16 protein-coding genes are annotated in these 15,884 nt (G+C 74.1%); 2 read left to right on the top strand and 14 right to left on the bottom strand.

The genetic code is table 11. From position 1 onward, the window contains the following. Window positions 1-24: 24 nt before the first annotated feature. The 6 genes from KLI87_RS17740 to KLI87_RS17715 form a co-directional block, all read right to left on the bottom strand. Complete coding sequence (locus KLI87_RS17740; RefSeq protein WP_214618111.1) at window positions 25-2,508, bottom strand: ATP-dependent Clp protease ATP-binding subunit; 2,484 nt, start codon at window positions 2,506-2,508, stop codon at window positions 25-27. A 232-nt stretch (window positions 2,509-2,740) separates the two neighbouring features. Next, complete coding sequence (locus KLI87_RS17735; RefSeq protein ID WP_214617900.1) at window positions 2,741-4,558, bottom strand: phosphoenolpyruvate carboxykinase (GTP); 1,818 nt, start codon at window positions 4,556-4,558, stop codon at window positions 2,741-2,743. A 178-nt stretch (window positions 4,559-4,736) separates the two neighbouring features. After that, on the bottom strand, window positions 4,737-5,807 hold the full coding sequence (locus tag KLI87_RS17730; RefSeq protein WP_156218364.1) for an ABC transporter ATP-binding protein: 1,071 nt from the start codon (window positions 5,805-5,807) through the stop codon (window positions 4,737-4,739). Next, window positions 5,804-6,622, bottom strand: a complete 819-nt coding sequence (modB, locus tag KLI87_RS17725; RefSeq protein ID WP_214617899.1) for a molybdate ABC transporter permease subunit — start codon at window positions 6,620-6,622, stop codon at window positions 5,804-5,806. Before modB ends, KLI87_RS17730 begins: the two co-directional genes overlap by 4 nt. Next, complete coding sequence (modA, locus tag KLI87_RS17720; protein ID WP_250903920.1) at window positions 6,619-7,404, bottom strand: molybdate ABC transporter substrate-binding protein; 786 nt, start codon at window positions 7,402-7,404, stop codon at window positions 6,619-6,621. The genes modB and modA overlap by 4 nt, the downstream gene beginning before the upstream one ends. 32 nt (window positions 7,405-7,436) lie before the next feature. After that, window positions 7,437-7,832: a molybdopterin-binding protein gene (locus tag KLI87_RS17715; protein WP_214617898.1), complete on the bottom strand. Its 396-nt coding sequence runs from the start codon at window positions 7,830-7,832 to the stop codon at window positions 7,437-7,439. Between the two features lie 176 nt (window positions 7,833-8,008). Here KLI87_RS17715 and KLI87_RS17710 point away from each other — a divergent pair, with 176 nt between their 5' ends. Beyond that, window positions 8,009-8,473, top strand: coding sequence for a PPOX class F420-dependent oxidoreductase (locus tag KLI87_RS17710; protein WP_214617897.1), 465 nt, complete (start codon window positions 8,009-8,011; stop codon window positions 8,471-8,473). A gap of 46 nt (window positions 8,474-8,519) precedes the next feature. Continuing rightward, the gene (locus KLI87_RS17705) at window positions 8,520-9,188 is read left to right on the top strand and encodes a hypothetical protein (RefSeq protein WP_214617896.1); all 669 of its coding nucleotides are present in this window, start codon (window positions 8,520-8,522) and stop codon (window positions 9,186-9,188) included. A gap of 15 nt (window positions 9,189-9,203) precedes the next feature. On the opposite strand, the gene der is transcribed toward KLI87_RS17705, so the two are convergent. From der to KLI87_RS17665, 8 genes are all read right to left on the bottom strand, one after another. After that, the gene (der, locus tag KLI87_RS17700; protein WP_214617895.1) at window positions 9,204-10,595 is read right to left on the bottom strand and encodes a ribosome biogenesis GTPase Der; all 1,392 of its coding nucleotides are present in this window, start codon (window positions 10,593-10,595) and stop codon (window positions 9,204-9,206) included. A 26-nt stretch (window positions 10,596-10,621) separates the two neighbouring features. Beyond that, window positions 10,622-11,284 carry a (d)CMP kinase gene (cmk, locus tag KLI87_RS17695; protein ID WP_308166054.1) on the bottom strand — a complete coding sequence of 221 codons (663 nt, stop codon included), beginning with the start codon at window positions 11,282-11,284 and terminating at the stop codon, window positions 10,622-10,624. A gap of 109 nt (window positions 11,285-11,393) precedes the next feature. After that, window positions 11,394-12,473: a prephenate dehydrogenase gene (locus KLI87_RS17690; protein WP_156218498.1), complete on the bottom strand. Its 1,080-nt coding sequence runs from the start codon at window positions 12,471-12,473 to the stop codon at window positions 11,394-11,396. A 117-nt stretch (window positions 12,474-12,590) separates the two neighbouring features. After that, on the bottom strand, window positions 12,591-12,953 hold the full coding sequence (gene aroH / locus KLI87_RS17685; protein WP_214617894.1) for a chorismate mutase: 363 nt from the start codon (window positions 12,951-12,953) through the stop codon (window positions 12,591-12,593). Window positions 12,954-13,009: 56 nt separating this feature from the next. Next, on the bottom strand, window positions 13,010-13,741 hold the full coding sequence (locus tag KLI87_RS17680) for a pseudouridine synthase (RefSeq protein ID WP_214617893.1): 732 nt from the start codon (window positions 13,739-13,741) through the stop codon (window positions 13,010-13,012). Next, on the bottom strand, window positions 13,738-14,307 hold the full coding sequence (scpB, locus tag KLI87_RS17675; RefSeq protein ID WP_156218370.1) for an SMC-Scp complex subunit ScpB: 570 nt from the start codon (window positions 14,305-14,307) through the stop codon (window positions 13,738-13,740). Before scpB ends, KLI87_RS17680 begins: the two co-directional genes overlap by 4 nt. Then, window positions 14,300-15,175, bottom strand: a complete 876-nt coding sequence (locus KLI87_RS17670; RefSeq protein ID WP_214617892.1) for a ScpA family protein — start codon at window positions 15,173-15,175, stop codon at window positions 14,300-14,302. The genes scpB and KLI87_RS17670 overlap by 8 nt, the downstream gene beginning before the upstream one ends. A 37-nt stretch (window positions 15,176-15,212) precedes the next feature. Next, on the bottom strand, window positions 15,213-15,866 hold the full coding sequence (locus KLI87_RS17665; protein ID WP_214617891.1) for a hypothetical protein: 654 nt from the start codon (window positions 15,864-15,866) through the stop codon (window positions 15,213-15,215). Between the last annotated feature and the right edge of the window lie 18 nt (window positions 15,867-15,884).

Genomic DNA, 15,884 nt, shown 5'->3' with positions numbered 1-15,884 from the left:
AAGTCGACTTGAGGTTCCCCGAGATCACTCCCCCGCCGCGCCGTGCCCGACCTCGATGTCGAGGTCGCCGCCCTCGGGGTGGTGGACGCGGACCGTGTCGCCCTCGCCGATCCGGCCGTCCAGCAGCATCCGGGAGAGCCGGTTGTCCAGTTCGCGCTGGAGGGTGCGGCGCAGCGGCCTGGCGCCGTACTCGGGCTGGTGGCCGCGCTCGGCGAGCCAGTCCTTGGCCGCGTCGTCCACCTCCAGCGCGACGCCCTGGCCGCGGAGGCGGCGGCGGGTGCCCTCCAGGAGCAGGTCGACGATCTGGCGGAGCTGCGCGCGGTCGAGGCGGGTGAACACGATGGTCTCGTCGATCCGGTTGAGCAGTTCGGGCCGGAGCGTCCGCTGGAGCAGGTCGAGGACCTGGTCGCGCAGCCCGGTGGCGTCTCCCCCGGCCTCCAGGATCATCTGCGCGCCCACATTGCTGGTCATGATGATGATCGTGTTGGTGAAGTCGACCGTGCGGCCCTGCCCGTCGGTGAGGCGGCCGTCGTCGAGGATCTGGAGCAGGATGTTCATGACGTCGGGGTGCGCCTTCTCGATCTCGTCCAGCAGGACGACCGAGTGCGGGCGGTGCCGGACGGCCTCGGTGAGCCGCCCCGCCTCCTCGTAGCCGACGTATCCGGGGGGCGCCCCGATCAGGCGGCTCACGGTGTGCCGCTCCTGGAACTCGCTCATGTCGACCCGGACCATGTGGCCCGCGAACAGCACGTCGGCGAGCGCCCGCGCCAGCTCGGTCTTGCCGACGCCGGTCGGGCCGAGGAACAGGAAGCCGCCCTGCGGGCGGTCGGGGTCGGACAGGCCCGCGCGGCCCCGCCGGACGGCCTCGGCGACCGCGCCGACCGCCTCGTCCTGCCCGACCACCCGCTCGTGGAGCCGCTCCTCCAGGCGCAGGAGCTGGTCGCGCTCCTCCTCGGTGAGCTGCGAGGCGGGGATGCCGGTGCGGCGGGACACGACGTCGGCGACGTCGGCGACGCTCACCTCCGGGACGTCGTCGCGGCCGTGCCGGGCGGCCTCAAGGCCGGGCCGCAGCCGCTCGATCTCCTCGCGGAGCTGCTTGGCCCGGTCGAAGTCCTCGCCCGCGACCGCCGCGTCCTTGTCGCGGTGCAGCGACTCCAGGCGGCCCTCCAGCTCCCGGGCCTCCTCGTCCGGGGACAGGGCGCGCAGCCGGACGCGGGCGGCGGCGTGGTCCATCAGGTCGATGGCCTTGTCGGGCAGGAACCGGTCGGAGATGTAGCGGTCCGACAGCCGCGCCGCCGCGTCCAGGGCCTCGTCGGTGACGCGGACCTGGTGGTGCGCCTCGTACTTGTCGCGCAGCCCGGCGAGGATCCGCACGGTCTCCTCGACGGTCGGCTCGGCGACCAGCACCGGCTGGAAGCGGCGCTCCAGCGCGCCGTCCTTCTCGATGGTGCGGCGGTACTCCTCGATCGTGGTGGCGGCGACGACGTGCAGCTCGCCGCGCGCGAGGGCGGGCTTCAGCACGTTGGCGGCGTCCATGCCGCCCTCGGCCGAACCGGCCCCGACCAGCATGTGGACCTCGTCGATGAAGATCACCAGCTCGTCGGAGTGGGCGCGGATCTCCTCCAGCACCTTCTTGATCCGCTCCTCGAACTCGCCCCGGTACTTGGACCCGGCGACCATGCCGGTGAGGTCCAGCGCGACGACCCGCCGGTCCTTCAGCGTCTCGGGGACGGCGCCGTTGACGACCCGCTGCGCGATGCCCTCGACGATCGCGGTCTTGCCGACGCCCGGCTCGCCGGTCAGGCACGGGTTGTTCTTGGTCCGCCGCGACAGCACCTCGATGGCCTGCTCGATCACGTCCTCGCGGCCGACGACGGGGTCCAGGCGCCCCTCGCGGGCCTCCTCGGTCAGGTCGCGGCCGTAGTCGTCGAGCGTGGGCGTGGCGCTCTGGCCCCCTCGGACGGCGCGGCCGGTGCGGGCGCCCGCTCCGTCGGGGCGCTCCAGCGCCGCGTCCCGCAGCTCGTTCGCCGAGACGCCCTGGGCGGTGAGCAGCCGCGCGGCCGGGGAGTCGGGGTTGGCCGCCAGCGCCATCAGCAGGTGCTGGGGGCCGATGTAGCTGTCCTCCAGCGCCCGCGAGACGCGCTGGGAGTCCAGCAGCGCGCGCTTGGCGGCCGGGGTGAGGGTCTCGGGCGGCTCGCCGGGCGTGCCGTCGCCGGTCATGTCGGCGATGCGGGTGAGCAGCGCGTCGGGGTCGGCGCCGGCCGCGGTCAGCAGGCTCCGCGCCGGGATCGTCTCGGCGGCCGCCGCCAGCAGGTCGATCACGTCCAGGTCGGCGGCGCCGCGCCGCCCGGCGCGCTCCAGCGCGTGGGCGACCAGCTCGCGGCCGCTCTCGCTCAGCAGCCGCCCGATGTCGACGCGCTGCGCCCCGCCGCGCGGCGGCCAGGTCTCGGGGGCGCCGAACATCCTCCCGGTCAGGTACTCGAATCCGCGGAACGGATCGTCGAACATCGAGCCGAACGGCGTTCCGGCCACGGCGGGCCCCCTCGGGTGCGCGGTGCGCCCTGCCTTCCCCCCGGCGGGCGCGCTCACCCCACTGCTTGCCGCCCGCCCGCTCCGGGATGCCCAAGCCCACCCCCAGAGTGCGCAAATTCGGGTGGCCGTGAACGCGCCGCGCCCGCCCCCGGGAGTGGAACACCGGGGACGGGCGCGGGCGGAGCCCAGCCGAACCGCCAGGCGGCCGCTAGGACTCCAGGCGCCGGACGAGGTCGTGGTACTCGTCCCACAGCGCCTTGGGCAGGTGGTCGCCGAACGTCTCGAAGTGCTCGGGGACCAGCGCGGCCTCCTGCTTCCAGACCTGGGTGTCGACCGTCAGCAGCGTGTCGAGGTCGGCGTCGGCGAGGTCGAGTCCGCCCGTGTCGAGCGCCTCGCGGGTCGGCAGGTGCCCGATCGGCGACTTGACGGCGTCGGCCTGCCCGTTCAGCCGCTCGACGATCCACTTCAGCACGCGGCTGTTCTCGCCGAAGCCCGGCCAGATGAACTTGCCGTCGGCGTTCTTGCGGAACCAGTTCACGTAGTAGATCCGCGGCAGCTTCTCGGCGTCGGTGGCCTTGCCGATCTCCAGCCAGTGGCCGAAGTAGTCGCCCATGTTGTAGCCGCAGAACGGCAGCATCGCGAACGGGTCGTGGCGCAGCTCGCCGACCGTGCCCTCGGCGGCGGCGGTCTTCTCCGAGGCGACGTTCGCCCCGAGGAACACGCCCTGCTGCCAGTCGAAGGACTCGGTGACCAGCGGGACGGCGGAGGCGCGGCGGCCGCCGAACAGGATCGCCGAGATCGGCACGCCCTTCGGGTCCTCCCACTCGTCGGCGATGATCGGGCACTGCCCGGCCGGGGTGGTGAAGCGGGCGTTGGGGTGCGCGGCGGGCGTGCCGGACTCGGGCGTCCAGTCGTTGCCCTTCCAGTCGGTCAGGTGCGCGGGGGGCTCGTCGGTGAGGCCCTCCCACCAGACGTCGCCGTCGTCGGTCAGCGCGACGTTGGTGAACACGCTGTTGCCCCACAGCGTCTTCACGGCGTTGGCGTTGGTGCTCTCACCGGTGCCGGGCGCGACGCCGAAGAACCCGGCCTCGGGGTTGATCGCGTACAGGCGGCCGTCGTCACCGAACCGCATCCAGGCGATGTCGTCGCCGATGGTCTCGACCTTCCAGCCCGGGATGGTCGGCTCCAGCATGGCGAGGTTGGTCTTGCCGCACGCCGAGGGGAACGCCGCCGCGACGTAGCGGGTCTCCCCCTGCGGCGGGGTGAGCTTGAGGATGAGCATGTGCTCGGCCATCCAGCCCTCGTCCCGGGCCATGGTGGAGGCGATGCGCAGCGCGTAGCACTTCTTGCCCAGCAGCGCGTTGCCGCCGTAGCCGGACCCGTAGGACCAGATCTCGCGGGTCTCGGGGAAGTGCGTGATGTACTTGGTGGAGTTGCACGGCCACTTCACGTCGGCCTGGCCCGGCTCCAGCGGGGCGCCGACCGAGTGGACGCACCTGACGAACGAGCCGCGCTCCTCGATCAGCTTCAGCGCGCCGGCGCCCATCCGCGTCATGACCCGCATCGAGACCGCGACGTAGGCGGAGTCGGTGATCTCGACGCCGAGCTGGGAGATGTTCCCGCCGAGCGGGCCCATGCAGAACGGCACCACGTACATGGTGCGGCCCTTCATACAGCCGTCGAACAGGCCGCCGAGGGTCTCGCGCATCTCGGCGGGCGCGACCCAGTTGTTGGTCGGGCCCGCGTCGGACTCCTGCTCGGAGCAGATGAACGTGCGGTCCTCGACGCGGGCGACGTCGGTCGGGTCGGAGGCGGCGTGGAAGCTGTTCGGCCGTTTGGCCGGGTCGAGCCTGGTGAACGTGCCCTGCTCGACGAGCAGGCCGGTGAGGCGCTCCCACTCCTCGTCGGAGCCGTCGCACCACTCGACGCGGTCGGGCCTGGTCAGCTCGGCGATCCCGCGTACCCACTCAAGCAGTTCGGGGTGACCTGTCGGGGCCTGGTCGAGGCCGGGGATCTCGTGGGACACGGGCAACTCCTTCAAGCTGTTCGCAGGATGTTTGCATGATGAACAAGACTCGCTGTTTTTGCCATTTGGTCTGGACCAATCAGGTCCCCATTTGGGTCTTCCCGTACCTTTTTGTGATTGATATCACCTGGGTACGGGCGTGCGAAGATCGGCGCGTCCGCGCCACGGTACGAGGCGATCAAGCTGGGTAAACGTGGGTCTCGGTGGCCTTCACGGCCGCCCATATCAGGCTGCCCTCCGACAATTGCAGCTCCGCGACGGCGGCCGGTGTGACCTCGGCGACCGCCGGGAAAGGCGGGCCCGAGAGCTGCACCCGGACGCGGTCTCCCTGCCGTTCGACGGCGGTCACGCGGGCGCGCCACAGGTTGCGGGGGCTGCCGTCGGGACGCGTCCGGTACAGCGCCACCGAGGATGGCGCGAAGGCCAGGAAGACCTCACCATCAAGTGAGTCCACAGTGTCCAGCGTTTCGGGACCCTCGCCGACCAGGACCGTTCCCGCCTCCGCGCGGCCCCGGTACAGGTTCAGCCCGACCAGACGGGCGACGTAGTCGGTGCGGGGGCGGCGCGCGACCTCCGCCGGAGTGCCCTGCTGGACGAGCCGCCCGTCCTCCACGACGACGAGCCGGTCGGCGAGCACCATCGCGTCCAGCGGGTCGTGGGTGACCAGGACGGTCGCGCCGGTGAACCCGGCCAGATGGCGGCGCAGCGCGGCGCGGATCTCCAGGCGCGTGTGGGCGTCGAGCGCGGCGAGCGGCTCGTCCAGCAGGAGCAGCCGGGGCTCGACGGCCAGCGCGCGGGCGAGCGCGACCCGCTGCGCCTGCCCGCCCGACAGCGCGCCCGGACGGGACGCGGCGTGCTCGGCGAGCCCGACCCGCTCCAGCCATCCGGCGGCGCGGCGGCGGGCGGCGCGGCGCCCCTCACCCCGGCAGCGCGGCCCGAACGCGACGTTGTCGAGGGCGCTGAGGTGCGGGAACAGCAGGTAGTCCTGGAAGACCATGCCGATCCCGCGGCGCTCGGACGGCAGCGGGCGCAGGTCCGCCCCGTCCACCCGCAGGTGCCCGCCCGATGTCGCGACGAGCCCGGCGAGCGCCCGCAGCGCGGTGCTCTTGCCCGCGCCGTTCGGGCCGAGCAGCGCCACGACCTCGCCGGGCGCGGCGGTGAGCGCGAGGTCGAGGTCGAAGGCGCCGCGCCGCACGACGAGCCGCGCGTCCAGCCCCTCGGCGGCCCCGCCCGCCGCCCCGGCGGTCATGAGGTGCCCACCCACCGGTCCCGCAGCGCGGCGAGCACCAGCACCGAGACCGCGAGCAGCACGAGGCTCAGCACGATCGCGGCCTGCGGGTCGGTCTCCAGCGCCAGGTAGACCGCCAGCGGCATCGTCTGCGTCCGGCCGGGGAAGTTGCCCGCGAACGTGATCGTCGCGCCGAACTCGCCGAGCGCCCGCGCCCAGCACAGGATCGCGCCCGCCGCCACGCCGGGCGCGACGAGCGGCAGCGTGACCCGGCGGAAGATCGTCCAGCGGGTGGCGCCGAGCGTCGCGGCGGCCTCCTCGTAGCGCAGGTCGGCGGCGCGCAGCGCGCCCTCGACGCTGATCACCAGGAACGGCATCGCGACGAACGTCTCGGCGAGCACGACCCCGGCGGTGGTGAACGGGAACGTGAGGCCGAAGGCGTCGTCCAGCCAGCCGCCGACGAGGCCGCGCCGGCCGAGCACCAGCAGCAGCGCGACGCCGCCGACGACCGGGGGCAGCACCAGCGGCACCGTCACCAGCGCGCGGACGAGCCGCGCCCCGGGGAACGGGACGCGCGCCAGCACCCATGCCAGCGGCACCCCGAACAGCACGCACAGCGCGGTGGCGAGGGTGGCGCTGAGCAGGGAGAGCCGCAGCGCGTCCAGGACCTGCCCCTGCACGAGGCGGGTCCCGAGCGTGGACCACGGCGCGCGGACGAGCAGCCCCACCAGCGGCAGCACCAGGAACGCGAGCCCGACGAGCGCGGGCGCCACCAGGACCCACGGCGGACGGCCCGGCGGCCGGTCGCCTTCGCGAGCGCGACCGCGCGGGCTCACGGCGACTCGAACCCCGCGCCGGTCAGCGCGGCCTTCCCCTGCGGCCCGAGCACCAGCGCGACGAACTCCCCGGCCAGCGCGGCCTCGGGCGCCCCGGCGACCTCCGCGATCGGATAGTCGTTGACCGCCCGCGCCGACTCGGGGAACTCGACGCCCTTCACCTGCGGCGCCGCCGCCCTCGCGTCGGTGCGGTAGACGAGCCCGGCGTCGGCCTCGCCCAGCCGCACCTTGGTCAGCACGGCCTTGACGTCCCGCTCCCGCGACACCGGCCTGACCGTGACCTTCGCCGCGTCCAGCGCCTTCGTCGCGGCGGCGCCGCAGGGCACCTGCTCCGCGCACAGCACGACCTTGAGGCCGGGCCGGGCCAGGTCGCGCACCGCGCCCACCCTGCCGGGGTCGTCCTTCGGGACGGCGATGACCAGGCGGTTCCTGATGAACACGCGCGGCGTCCCGGCGGCGTCGCCCGCGTCGGCGACGGTCTTCATCGTGGCGGGGCTGGCGGCGGCGAACACGTCCGCGGGCGCGCCCTGCGTGATCTGCTGAGCCAGCGTCGAGCTGGCGCCGAAGTTGAACCTGACCTTCACACCGGGGTGGGACGCCTCGAACCGCTTCCCGAGCGCGGTGAACGTCTCGGTGAGCGAGGCGGCGGCGAACACCGTCAGCGTCCCGCCGCCGCCCGAGGCGTCGGAACCGCCGGTGTCACCGCATCCCGCCGCCGCGACCGGCAGCAGGCAGGCCGCGACGGCGGCCGGAACGCGCTTGCGCACGAGTGTCCCTCCCAAGACCTCGGACCTCCCTCAGACCTCGACGACCCTCAGACCTCGACGACGACGTTCGTGGACTTCACGACGGCCTCGACGACGACCCCGGCGCGCAGGCCCAGCTCGTCCGCCGCCTCCCGGCTCATCAGCGACACCACGCGGAACGGCCCCGCCTGGATCTCGACCTGGGCCATCACGCCGTCCCTGACGACCTCGGTGACGATGCCGCGCATCCGGTTGCGCGCCGAGGAGAACCGCTCGCCGGTGCCGGACGCCGCGTCCCGGCGCGCCTGGTCGCGCACGAACGCGGCCAGCTCCTCCCCCGGCACCCGCCGGTGCCCGTGCTCGTCGCGCTCGGCGGGCAGGCGCCCGCCGTCCACCCACCGGCGGACGGTGTCGGCGCTGACCCCGAGCAGCCCGGCCGCCTCGCTGATCCTGAACGTCGTCACGGGGCAAGCCTAGCCCTTCGCATATGCGCGGCATATCCGACTTCTTCCGTGTGTATGCCCGGTAAGACGATCGAAACGTCTGGCAGATGCGAGGGTGGCGGCGGCGCGATTGACCTGAAGCCCGCTTGAGGTCCTACCGTCGGTGCCGTTGGCGAAGCATCGAGGGAGGCCCACCCATGACGAACCCGTTCACCGAGCCGGAGACCGCCTACCTGTCCGGGCAGGCGCTCGGACGGCTGTCCACGATCGGCCCGGACGGCGAACCCCACGTCCGTCCCGTCGGGTTCCGGCTCAACGACGACGGCACGATCGACATCGGCGGGCCGGACAACGCCGCCAGCCGCAAGTACCGCAACATCCAGGCCGACCCCCGGGTGTCGTTCCTCGTCGACGACCTGACCGCCCCCGACGACCCGGACGCGGTCAAGCCCGGCTGGGGACGCGGCGTCGAGGTGCGCGGCCGCGCCGAGTTCGTGAAGGGCCGGATGCACATCGGCGAGGGGTACTTCAGCGACGACCTGATCAGGATCCGGCCCGTCCGGGTGATCAGCTGGCACCTCGACCCCGCCGGGCCCGACCAGCACGCGCGGACCGTCGCGCCGCCCGACACCGGCGCGCTTGGGTCGGTCAACGCCGGGTAAAGGGGGATTCAAGCGACATCACCTCGCCCGGTCAGGAGGAACGATCATGGCTGGGACCATGCGGGTCCCGCGCGGACGCGGCGCGCTCGGCGGCGTACTGCTGGTGCTGCTCGGCGCGTGGGGCGGCCTGCTGCCCTTCGTCGGGCCCTACCTCGACTTCGGGTTCGCGCCCGACGACGCGTGGGTCTACGACTCCGACCGGCTGCAGCTCAGCGTCGCGCCCGGCGCGGCGACGGCGCTCGGCGGGCTGGTCGTCCTGGTCACGGCGAGCCGGGTGCTCGCGGTGCTCGGCGCGTGGCTGGCGGTACTGGGCGGCGCGTGGTTCGCCGTCGGCGGCCCGGTCGCGGCGCTGTGGGACGTCCCGGGCGTCGGCGCGCCCCTCGGCACCGAGCAGGGCCGGCGGGTCGCCGAGCAGCTCGCCGGGTTCACCGGGCTCGGCGTCGCCGTCGTGCTCGTCGCGGCGCTGACGCTCGGCCGGTTCACGGTGCGCGGGGCCCCGCCGGCCGGCTCCGAGCGCGACGAGGAGGAACGCCCCTCGTCAGGGACGACGCAGCCGCTGGTGTACGGCCGGTACGCCCGGGAGACCCCGCCGCCCTCGCTCGGCACGCGCCCGGCGCCCCCGCCCGGTCCGCCGGGGTCGCAGGAGCCGCCTGGCCTGACCGGGTTCCCACCGCGCGACCAGCGGGTCGCGGGCGACCGGCGCGAGGACCGCTAGCCGCGCGCCGGCCCGCTACTTCTTGGGCTTGCCGCGCTTCTCGCGGATCTTCATCGTGATGTCGAGCGGCGTGCCCGCGAAGCCGAACTCCTCGCGCAGCCGCCGCTCGATGAACCGCCGGTAGCCCTCCTCCAGGAACCCGGAGGTGAACAGCACGAACCTCGGCGGCCGCACCCCCGCCTGCGTCGCGAACAGCACGCGCGGCTGCTTGCCGCCGCGCACCGGGTGCGGGTGGGAGTTGACCAGGTCGGCGAAGAACTGGTTGAGCTTGGACGTCGGGACGCGGGTGCCCCAGCCCTCCAGCGCCGTCTCGATGCCGGGGACCAGCTTCTCCATGTGCCGGCCGGTCTTGGCGGAGATGTTGACGCGGGGCGCCCAGCGGGCGTTGTGGAGCTGCCGGTCGATCTCGCGCTCCAGGTAGTGGCGGCGCTCCTCGTCCAGCAGGTCCCACTTGTTGTAGGCGACGACGAGCGCCCGGCCCGACTCGACCACCATCGAGATGATCCGCAGGTCCTGCTCGGCGAGCGGCTCGGCCGCGTCCACCAGCACGACCGCGACCTCGGCGCGCTCCAGCGCCGACTGCGTCCGCAGCGTCGCGTAGAAGTCGGCGCCCTGGTTCTCGCGGTGCCGCCGCCGGATCCCGGCCGTGTCGATGAACCGCCAGGTCTGCCCGCCCAGCTCGATCAGCTCGTCGACCGGGTCGCGGGTCGTGCCCGCGACCGCGTCGACCACCGCGCGCTGCTCCCCCGCCAGCTGGTTCAGCAGGCTGGACTTGCCGACGTTCGGACGGCCGAGCAGCGCGATCCGGCGCGGACCGCCGCTCTCGCCGAACGTCTCGGCCGGGGCCTGCTCGGGCAGCGCCTCCAGCACCGCGTCGAGCAGGTCGCCCGAGCCGCGCCCGTGCAGGGCGCTGACCGGGTGCGGCTCGCCGATGCCGAGCGACCACAGCAGCGCCGCGTCGGCCTCGGCGCCGATGTCGTCGACCTTGTTGGCGACCAGCACCACCGGCTTGCCCGACCGGCGCAGGATCTCGACCACGGCCTCGTCGACGTCGGTCGCGCCGACGGTCGCGTCGACCACGAACATCACCACGTCGGCCAGGTCGACCGCGAGCCGCGCCTGCTCGGCGATCGCGGCGGCGAGGCCGGAGGAGTCCGGCAGCCAGCCGCCGGTGTCGACCACCGTGAACCGGCGCCCCGACCAGGTCGCGTCGTAGGCGACCCGGTCGCGGGTGACGCCCGGCACGTCCTCCACGACCGCCTCGCGGCGGCCGAGGATCCGGTTGACCAGGGTGGACTTGCCGACGTTCGGCCGCCCGACCACCGCCACGACCGGCGCCGGGCCCTCGTCGGGCGCGACGTCCTCGACGACGCCGACGGTCTCGATCTCGTATTCGCTCACTGTCATCGTCCCCGCGGTGGCCTGCGGCCCCGCTACTCCCGCTCCTTCACGAGGCGGACGACCGCCTCGATGACCTCGTCGAGCCCCAGCTCGGTCGAGTCGATCTCCTGGGCGTCGGCCGCCTTGGTCAGCGGCGAGGCCGCGCGGGTGGAGTCGATCCGGTCCCGCCGGGCCTGCTCGGCCCGCGTCACGGTCACCGACGCGCCCGGGTCGGCGGCCAGATCACCGGCCCGGCGCCTGGCCCGCACCTCCTCGCTCGCGGTGAGGTACACCTTGACCTGGGCGTCCGGTGCGACGACCGTGCCGATGTCGCGTCCCTCCACCACGATCCCGCCGATACCGATGATCTCACGTTGCAGCTGCACGAGCCGCGTCCGCACCGCCGGGACGGAGCTGACCGCGCTCACCGCGTTCGTCACCTCGCGGGTGCGGATCGGGCCCGACACGTCCGCGCCGTCCACGGTGATCGTGGGCGCGGCGGGGTCGGTGCCCGAGTCCAGGACGGGGTCCATCGCGCGGGCGGCGACGGCGGCCGGGTCCTCGACCGGCACGCCCTCGCGCAGCATCCACCACGTCATGGCGCGGTACATGGCGCCGGTGTCGAGGTAGCGCAGGCCGAGCGCGCGGGCGACCCCCTTGGACGCGCTGGACTTCCCGGACCCGGACGGGCCGTCCATGGCGATGACGATCGGCACGATCGCTCCCTCTCTTGGCGTCGTTGGTCCCTGCGAGGCCCAGCGCATCAGGCTACCGGCCTGGGACGACCGGTGAGACCGGTTGGCCCCGGCCGGGCACGCGGACCGGTCAGCCGGGGACGGACCAGCCGCGGGCCCGCAGCTCCGCCGCCAGCCGCTCGGCCTCCTCGGGGACCACCGAGATCTCCAGCAGGCCCAGCGGGCGGCCCGGCGAGTGCTCGATCGTCACGTCCTCGATGTTGACCTGGGCGATCCCCACCGCCTGGAAGATCATCGCCAGCTCGCCGGGGCGGTCGGGGACGACCACCTGCACCGTCGCGTAGGCGGGCGCCTCGCCGCCGTGCTTGCCGGGAATCCGGGACCGGCCGGCGTTGCCGCGCAGCAGCAGGTCGGCGACGTGCCCGGCGGCCTCCTCGCTGCCGTCGCGCAGCAGCGAGGCCGCGACGGCGAGGTCGGTGGCGACGGCCTCCAGCACGTCGGCGACCGGCGCGGAGTTGGCCGACAGGATGCCGATCCACAGCCGGGGGTCGCTCGCGGCGATGCGCGTCACGTCCCGGACGCCCTGCCCGGACAGTCCGAGCGCGACGTCGTCGGCGCCGGTCAGCCGCGCCGCGACGGCGGCCGACACCACGTGCGGGGCGTGCGAGACGAGCGCGACCGCCCGGTCGTGCTCGGCGGCCTCCACCTCCACGGGCGTCGCGCCGCACGCCCGCGCCAGTGCGGCGACGGCCTCGACCGCCTCCGGCGCGGCGGCCGGCGGCGGGCACAGCGCCCACGGGCGGCCGAGGAACAGGTCGGCGCGCGCCGCCGACGGGCCCGACCGCTCGCTGCCCGCGAGCGGGTGGCCGCCGACGAACGAGGCCAGGTCGCAGCCGAGCGCGGCGGCCTGCTCCAGCGGCAGCGCCTTCACGCTGGCCACGTCGGTGTAGACGGCCGCGAGGCCGCGCTTCTGCGCGTCCAGCAGCGTGACGGCCACGGCGGCGGGCGGCACCGCGAGCACCGCGACGTCGGCCCGCCGGTCGGGCGCGCCGGCGGGCAGCGGGTCGCCCGCGCCCAGCTCCACGGCCAGCTCCAGCGCGCCGGGGTCCCGGTCGGCCAGCAGCACCTCCGCGCCGCGTCCGCGCGCCGCCAGCGCGATCGAGGTGCCGATCAGCCCGGTCCCGACCACGATGACCCGGCGGCCCGTCATGTCCTGGTTCACGCCCGCCAGCCTAGTGGCGCCCGGCCCCTGCCGAGCGCCGCCGAGCCCTTCCAACGTGCGCTCCCGCGCACCGGCGGCGTGTGCTACCCGTGTACCACCCGCGCGCTACTGCGCGATGTCCAGGCGGAGCGCCGTCGCGCCGCGCAGGTAGACGTGGTGGACGTCCGAGCGGGGGCGGCCGGTCTCGATGTGCGCCATCAGCCGGATCACCCGGGGCAGCGCGCGCGGCACGCCGATCTCCGTCGCGCACAGCAGCGGCACGTCGTGGAAGCCGAGCTTGCGCGCGGCGAGCGCCGGGAACTCCGCCGTCAGGTCGGGCGTGACCGTGAAGATCACGCTGATCACGTCGTCGGTGGTCAGCCCGTTGCGGGACATGACCTCGCCGACCAGCTCCGCCGTCGCCTCCAGGATCTGGTCCCGGTCGTCGGCCTCGATCTGCGTCGCCCCGCGGACCGCGCGTACCGCCACTGGCTCGTCCCCTCCCTGGTGCCTGCGGGGGCCGGGCGGCCCCCGCCGGGCCGTGGCTACAGGTCCACGGCCTTGTACAGCTCGCCGACCTCCCGCACGGTCAGCGCGCGCATCGTGCCCGGCTTCAGCGAGCCGAGCTTGACCGGCCCGAACTCTATGCGGGCGAGCTGCTGCACCGGGAACCCGGCCTCCTTCAGCAGCCGCCGGACGATGTGCTTGCGCCCCTCGTGCAGGGTGATCTCCACCAGCACGCGCCGTCCGACCTGGTCGAACACGCGGAACTTGTCGGCCTTGGCGGGCCCGTCCTCCAGCGTCATCCCGGCCCTGAGCCGCTTGCCGAGGTCGCGCGGGATCGGCCCGTGGATCTCGGCGAGGTAGGTCTTGTACACCCCGTAGGACGGGTGGGTGAGCCGGTGCGACAGCTCCCCGTCGTTGGTGAGCAGGATCAGGCCCTCGGTGTCGGTGTCGAGCCGGCCGACGTGGAACAGCCGCTCGGGCACCTCCACGTAGTCGGCGAGGGACTTGCGGCCCCGCTCGTCGGCCATCGTCGACACCACGCCGCGCGGCTTGTTGATCGCGTAGTAGCGCATCTCGGCGCGGGTCTCGACGCGCTTGCCGTCGACGTGGATGACGGCGCGCTGGGGATCCACGCGCTCACCGAACCGGAACACCTTCTTGCCGTCGACGGTGACCCGGCCCTCGCCGATCAGTTCCTCGCAGTGGCGGCGGCTGCCGATCCCGGCCTCGGCCAGGACCTTCTGCAGCCGTACGCCCTCGTTGTCTGTCACGTGTCCTCAACTATGTCTTCTGGCAGGTCGTCGGGAAGGTAGGGGGCCAGCTCGGGCAGCTCGTCGAGGCCGCGCAGCCCCAGCCGCTCCAGGAAGTACCCGGTGGTGCGGTACAGGTGCGCCTGCGTCTCCGGCTCCTGCCCGGCGTTCTCGATGAGGCCGCGCAGGGTCAGGGTCCGCATGACGCCGTCGCTGTTGACGCCCCGGATCGCCGACACCCGCGCGCGGCTCACCGGCTGCCGGTAGGCGACGACGGCGAGGGTCTCCAGCGCGGCCTGGGTGAGCCGCGCCTGCTGCCCGTCGGTGACGAACCGCTCCACCACCGGGGCGCACACGTCCCGGGTGTAGAACCGCCAGCCGCCGGCGACCTCCCTGAGGTCGAACCCCCGGCCCTGCTCGGTGTATTCCGCGGCCAGCCCGCGCAGCGTCGCGGCGACCTCGCCGCGGGGCCGCTCCAGCAGCTGGGCGAGGGTGATCTCGGCGACCGGCTCGTCCACCACCAGCAGGATCGCCTCGACCGAGGCGCGCAGCCCCGGCAGCTCCGGGCCGTCCGGCGCCTCAGTCATCCGCTCCCCCGTCCTCGCGGGCGCCGCCCGGCTCGGGGGCGCCCTCGTAGTCGTCGCCGACGGCCACCTCGCCGTCGTCGGTGCCGGTCCAGGTGACGCGCAGCTCCCCGAGCGGCTCGGGCTGCTCGAACGTGACCGCCTGCTCCCGGTACAGCTCCAGCAGCGCCAGGAACCGGGCCACGACCTCGTAGGTGCCCTCGGCGTCGGCCGCGAGGACGCGGAACGTCGTCGTGCGGAGCCTGCGCAGCCGCTCCACGACGATCGCGGCCTGCTCCTTCACGCTGGCCCTCGGCTGGTACATGTGCTCGACCGACACCGAAGGCGGCGCCTTCGGGGTGAGCGCCTTGGCGGCGAGCCGCGCGAACTCCTCGGGCCCGAGGCCGAGCAGCACCTCCGGCAGCAGGTTGGCGAACCTCGGCTCCATCGGCACCAGCCGGGGGAACCGGCGGTTCTGGTCGGCGATCCGCCCGGAGATCACCTGGGCGACCTCCTTGTAGGCACGGTACTGCAGGAGCCGCGCGAACAGCAGGTCGCGGGCCTCCAGCAGCGCGAGGTCCTCCTCGTCGTCGACCTCGCCGGAGGGCAGCAGCCGCGCCGCCTTGAGGTCGAGCAGCGTCGCCGCGACCAGCAGGAAGTGGCTGGCCTGGTCGAGGTCCCACTCGCTGCCGTGGGAGCGGATGTGCGCGATGAAGTCGTCGGTGACCTTGTGCAGCGACACCTCGGTGATGTCGAGCTTGTGCTTGGAGATCAGGCCGAGCAGCAGGTCGAAGGGGCCGTCGAAGTTGTCGAGGTGGACGCGGAACCCGTGCTCGCCCCCGTCGGGGCTCTCACTCGGGCCTCCCCCCGGATCCGGCGGCGTCTCGTCCACGTCGCTCACCGTAGCGGAGGACGGGCCCGCCGCGGCGTCAGGAGGTCCCACGCCCGGTCATCAGGCGGAGGAGGTCGCGCGCCTCGGTCTGGGTGAAGGTGCCGCTGATCGACACCTCGCCGCCGGTGATCGGGCCGCCCTGCACCGCCGGAGCGGACACGACCCGCCCGTCGACGATCATGGCGATCCGCTGGCCCGGGGACCCGGCGGCGCTCTGGGCGGCCTGCCCGCTCAGCCGGGCGAACCCGGCCGCGTCGGCGGAGGCCAGCGTCAGCTGGACGCTCCAGCTCGTCTGACCGGACGCGGCGTCCGGCGGGGCGGCCTTGATCGCCTCGACGTGCCGGACGGTCAGGCCGCCCGGCGCCGTCCGGAAGCACTCGGGCGCCTTCTTCGGGGTCGGCTCGGCGTCCGGGAGCGTCCCGGCGGCGCACGGGGGCGCGGTGACCGCGGCGACCTGCTGGAACGTCAGCGGCCTGCGCAGGTCGGTGGGGCCGAGGTCGTCGTCGCCGTCCGCGTCGCCGCCGCTCAGCACGAGGTAGCCGACGGCGCCCGCGACCACCAGGGCGAACACCGCGGCCGCCACGACCAGCACGATGACGAGGCGCGCCGACCCGCGCGGAGGCGGTGCCGGTTGGAACGGCGGGAAGCCCGGGGGCGGCGGACCGTACGGGGTCCCGGGGGGCTGGGCCATCGGGGTTCCTTACCGGCC

Source organism: Actinomadura sp. NEAU-AAG7, from assembly GCF_018603865.1.
GTDB lineage: Bacteria > Actinomycetota > Actinomycetes > Streptosporangiales > Streptosporangiaceae > Spirillospora > Spirillospora litoris.
The sequence above is the reverse complement of the archived record's forward strand: the minus strand, read 5'-3'. Positions and strand labels throughout refer to the sequence as shown.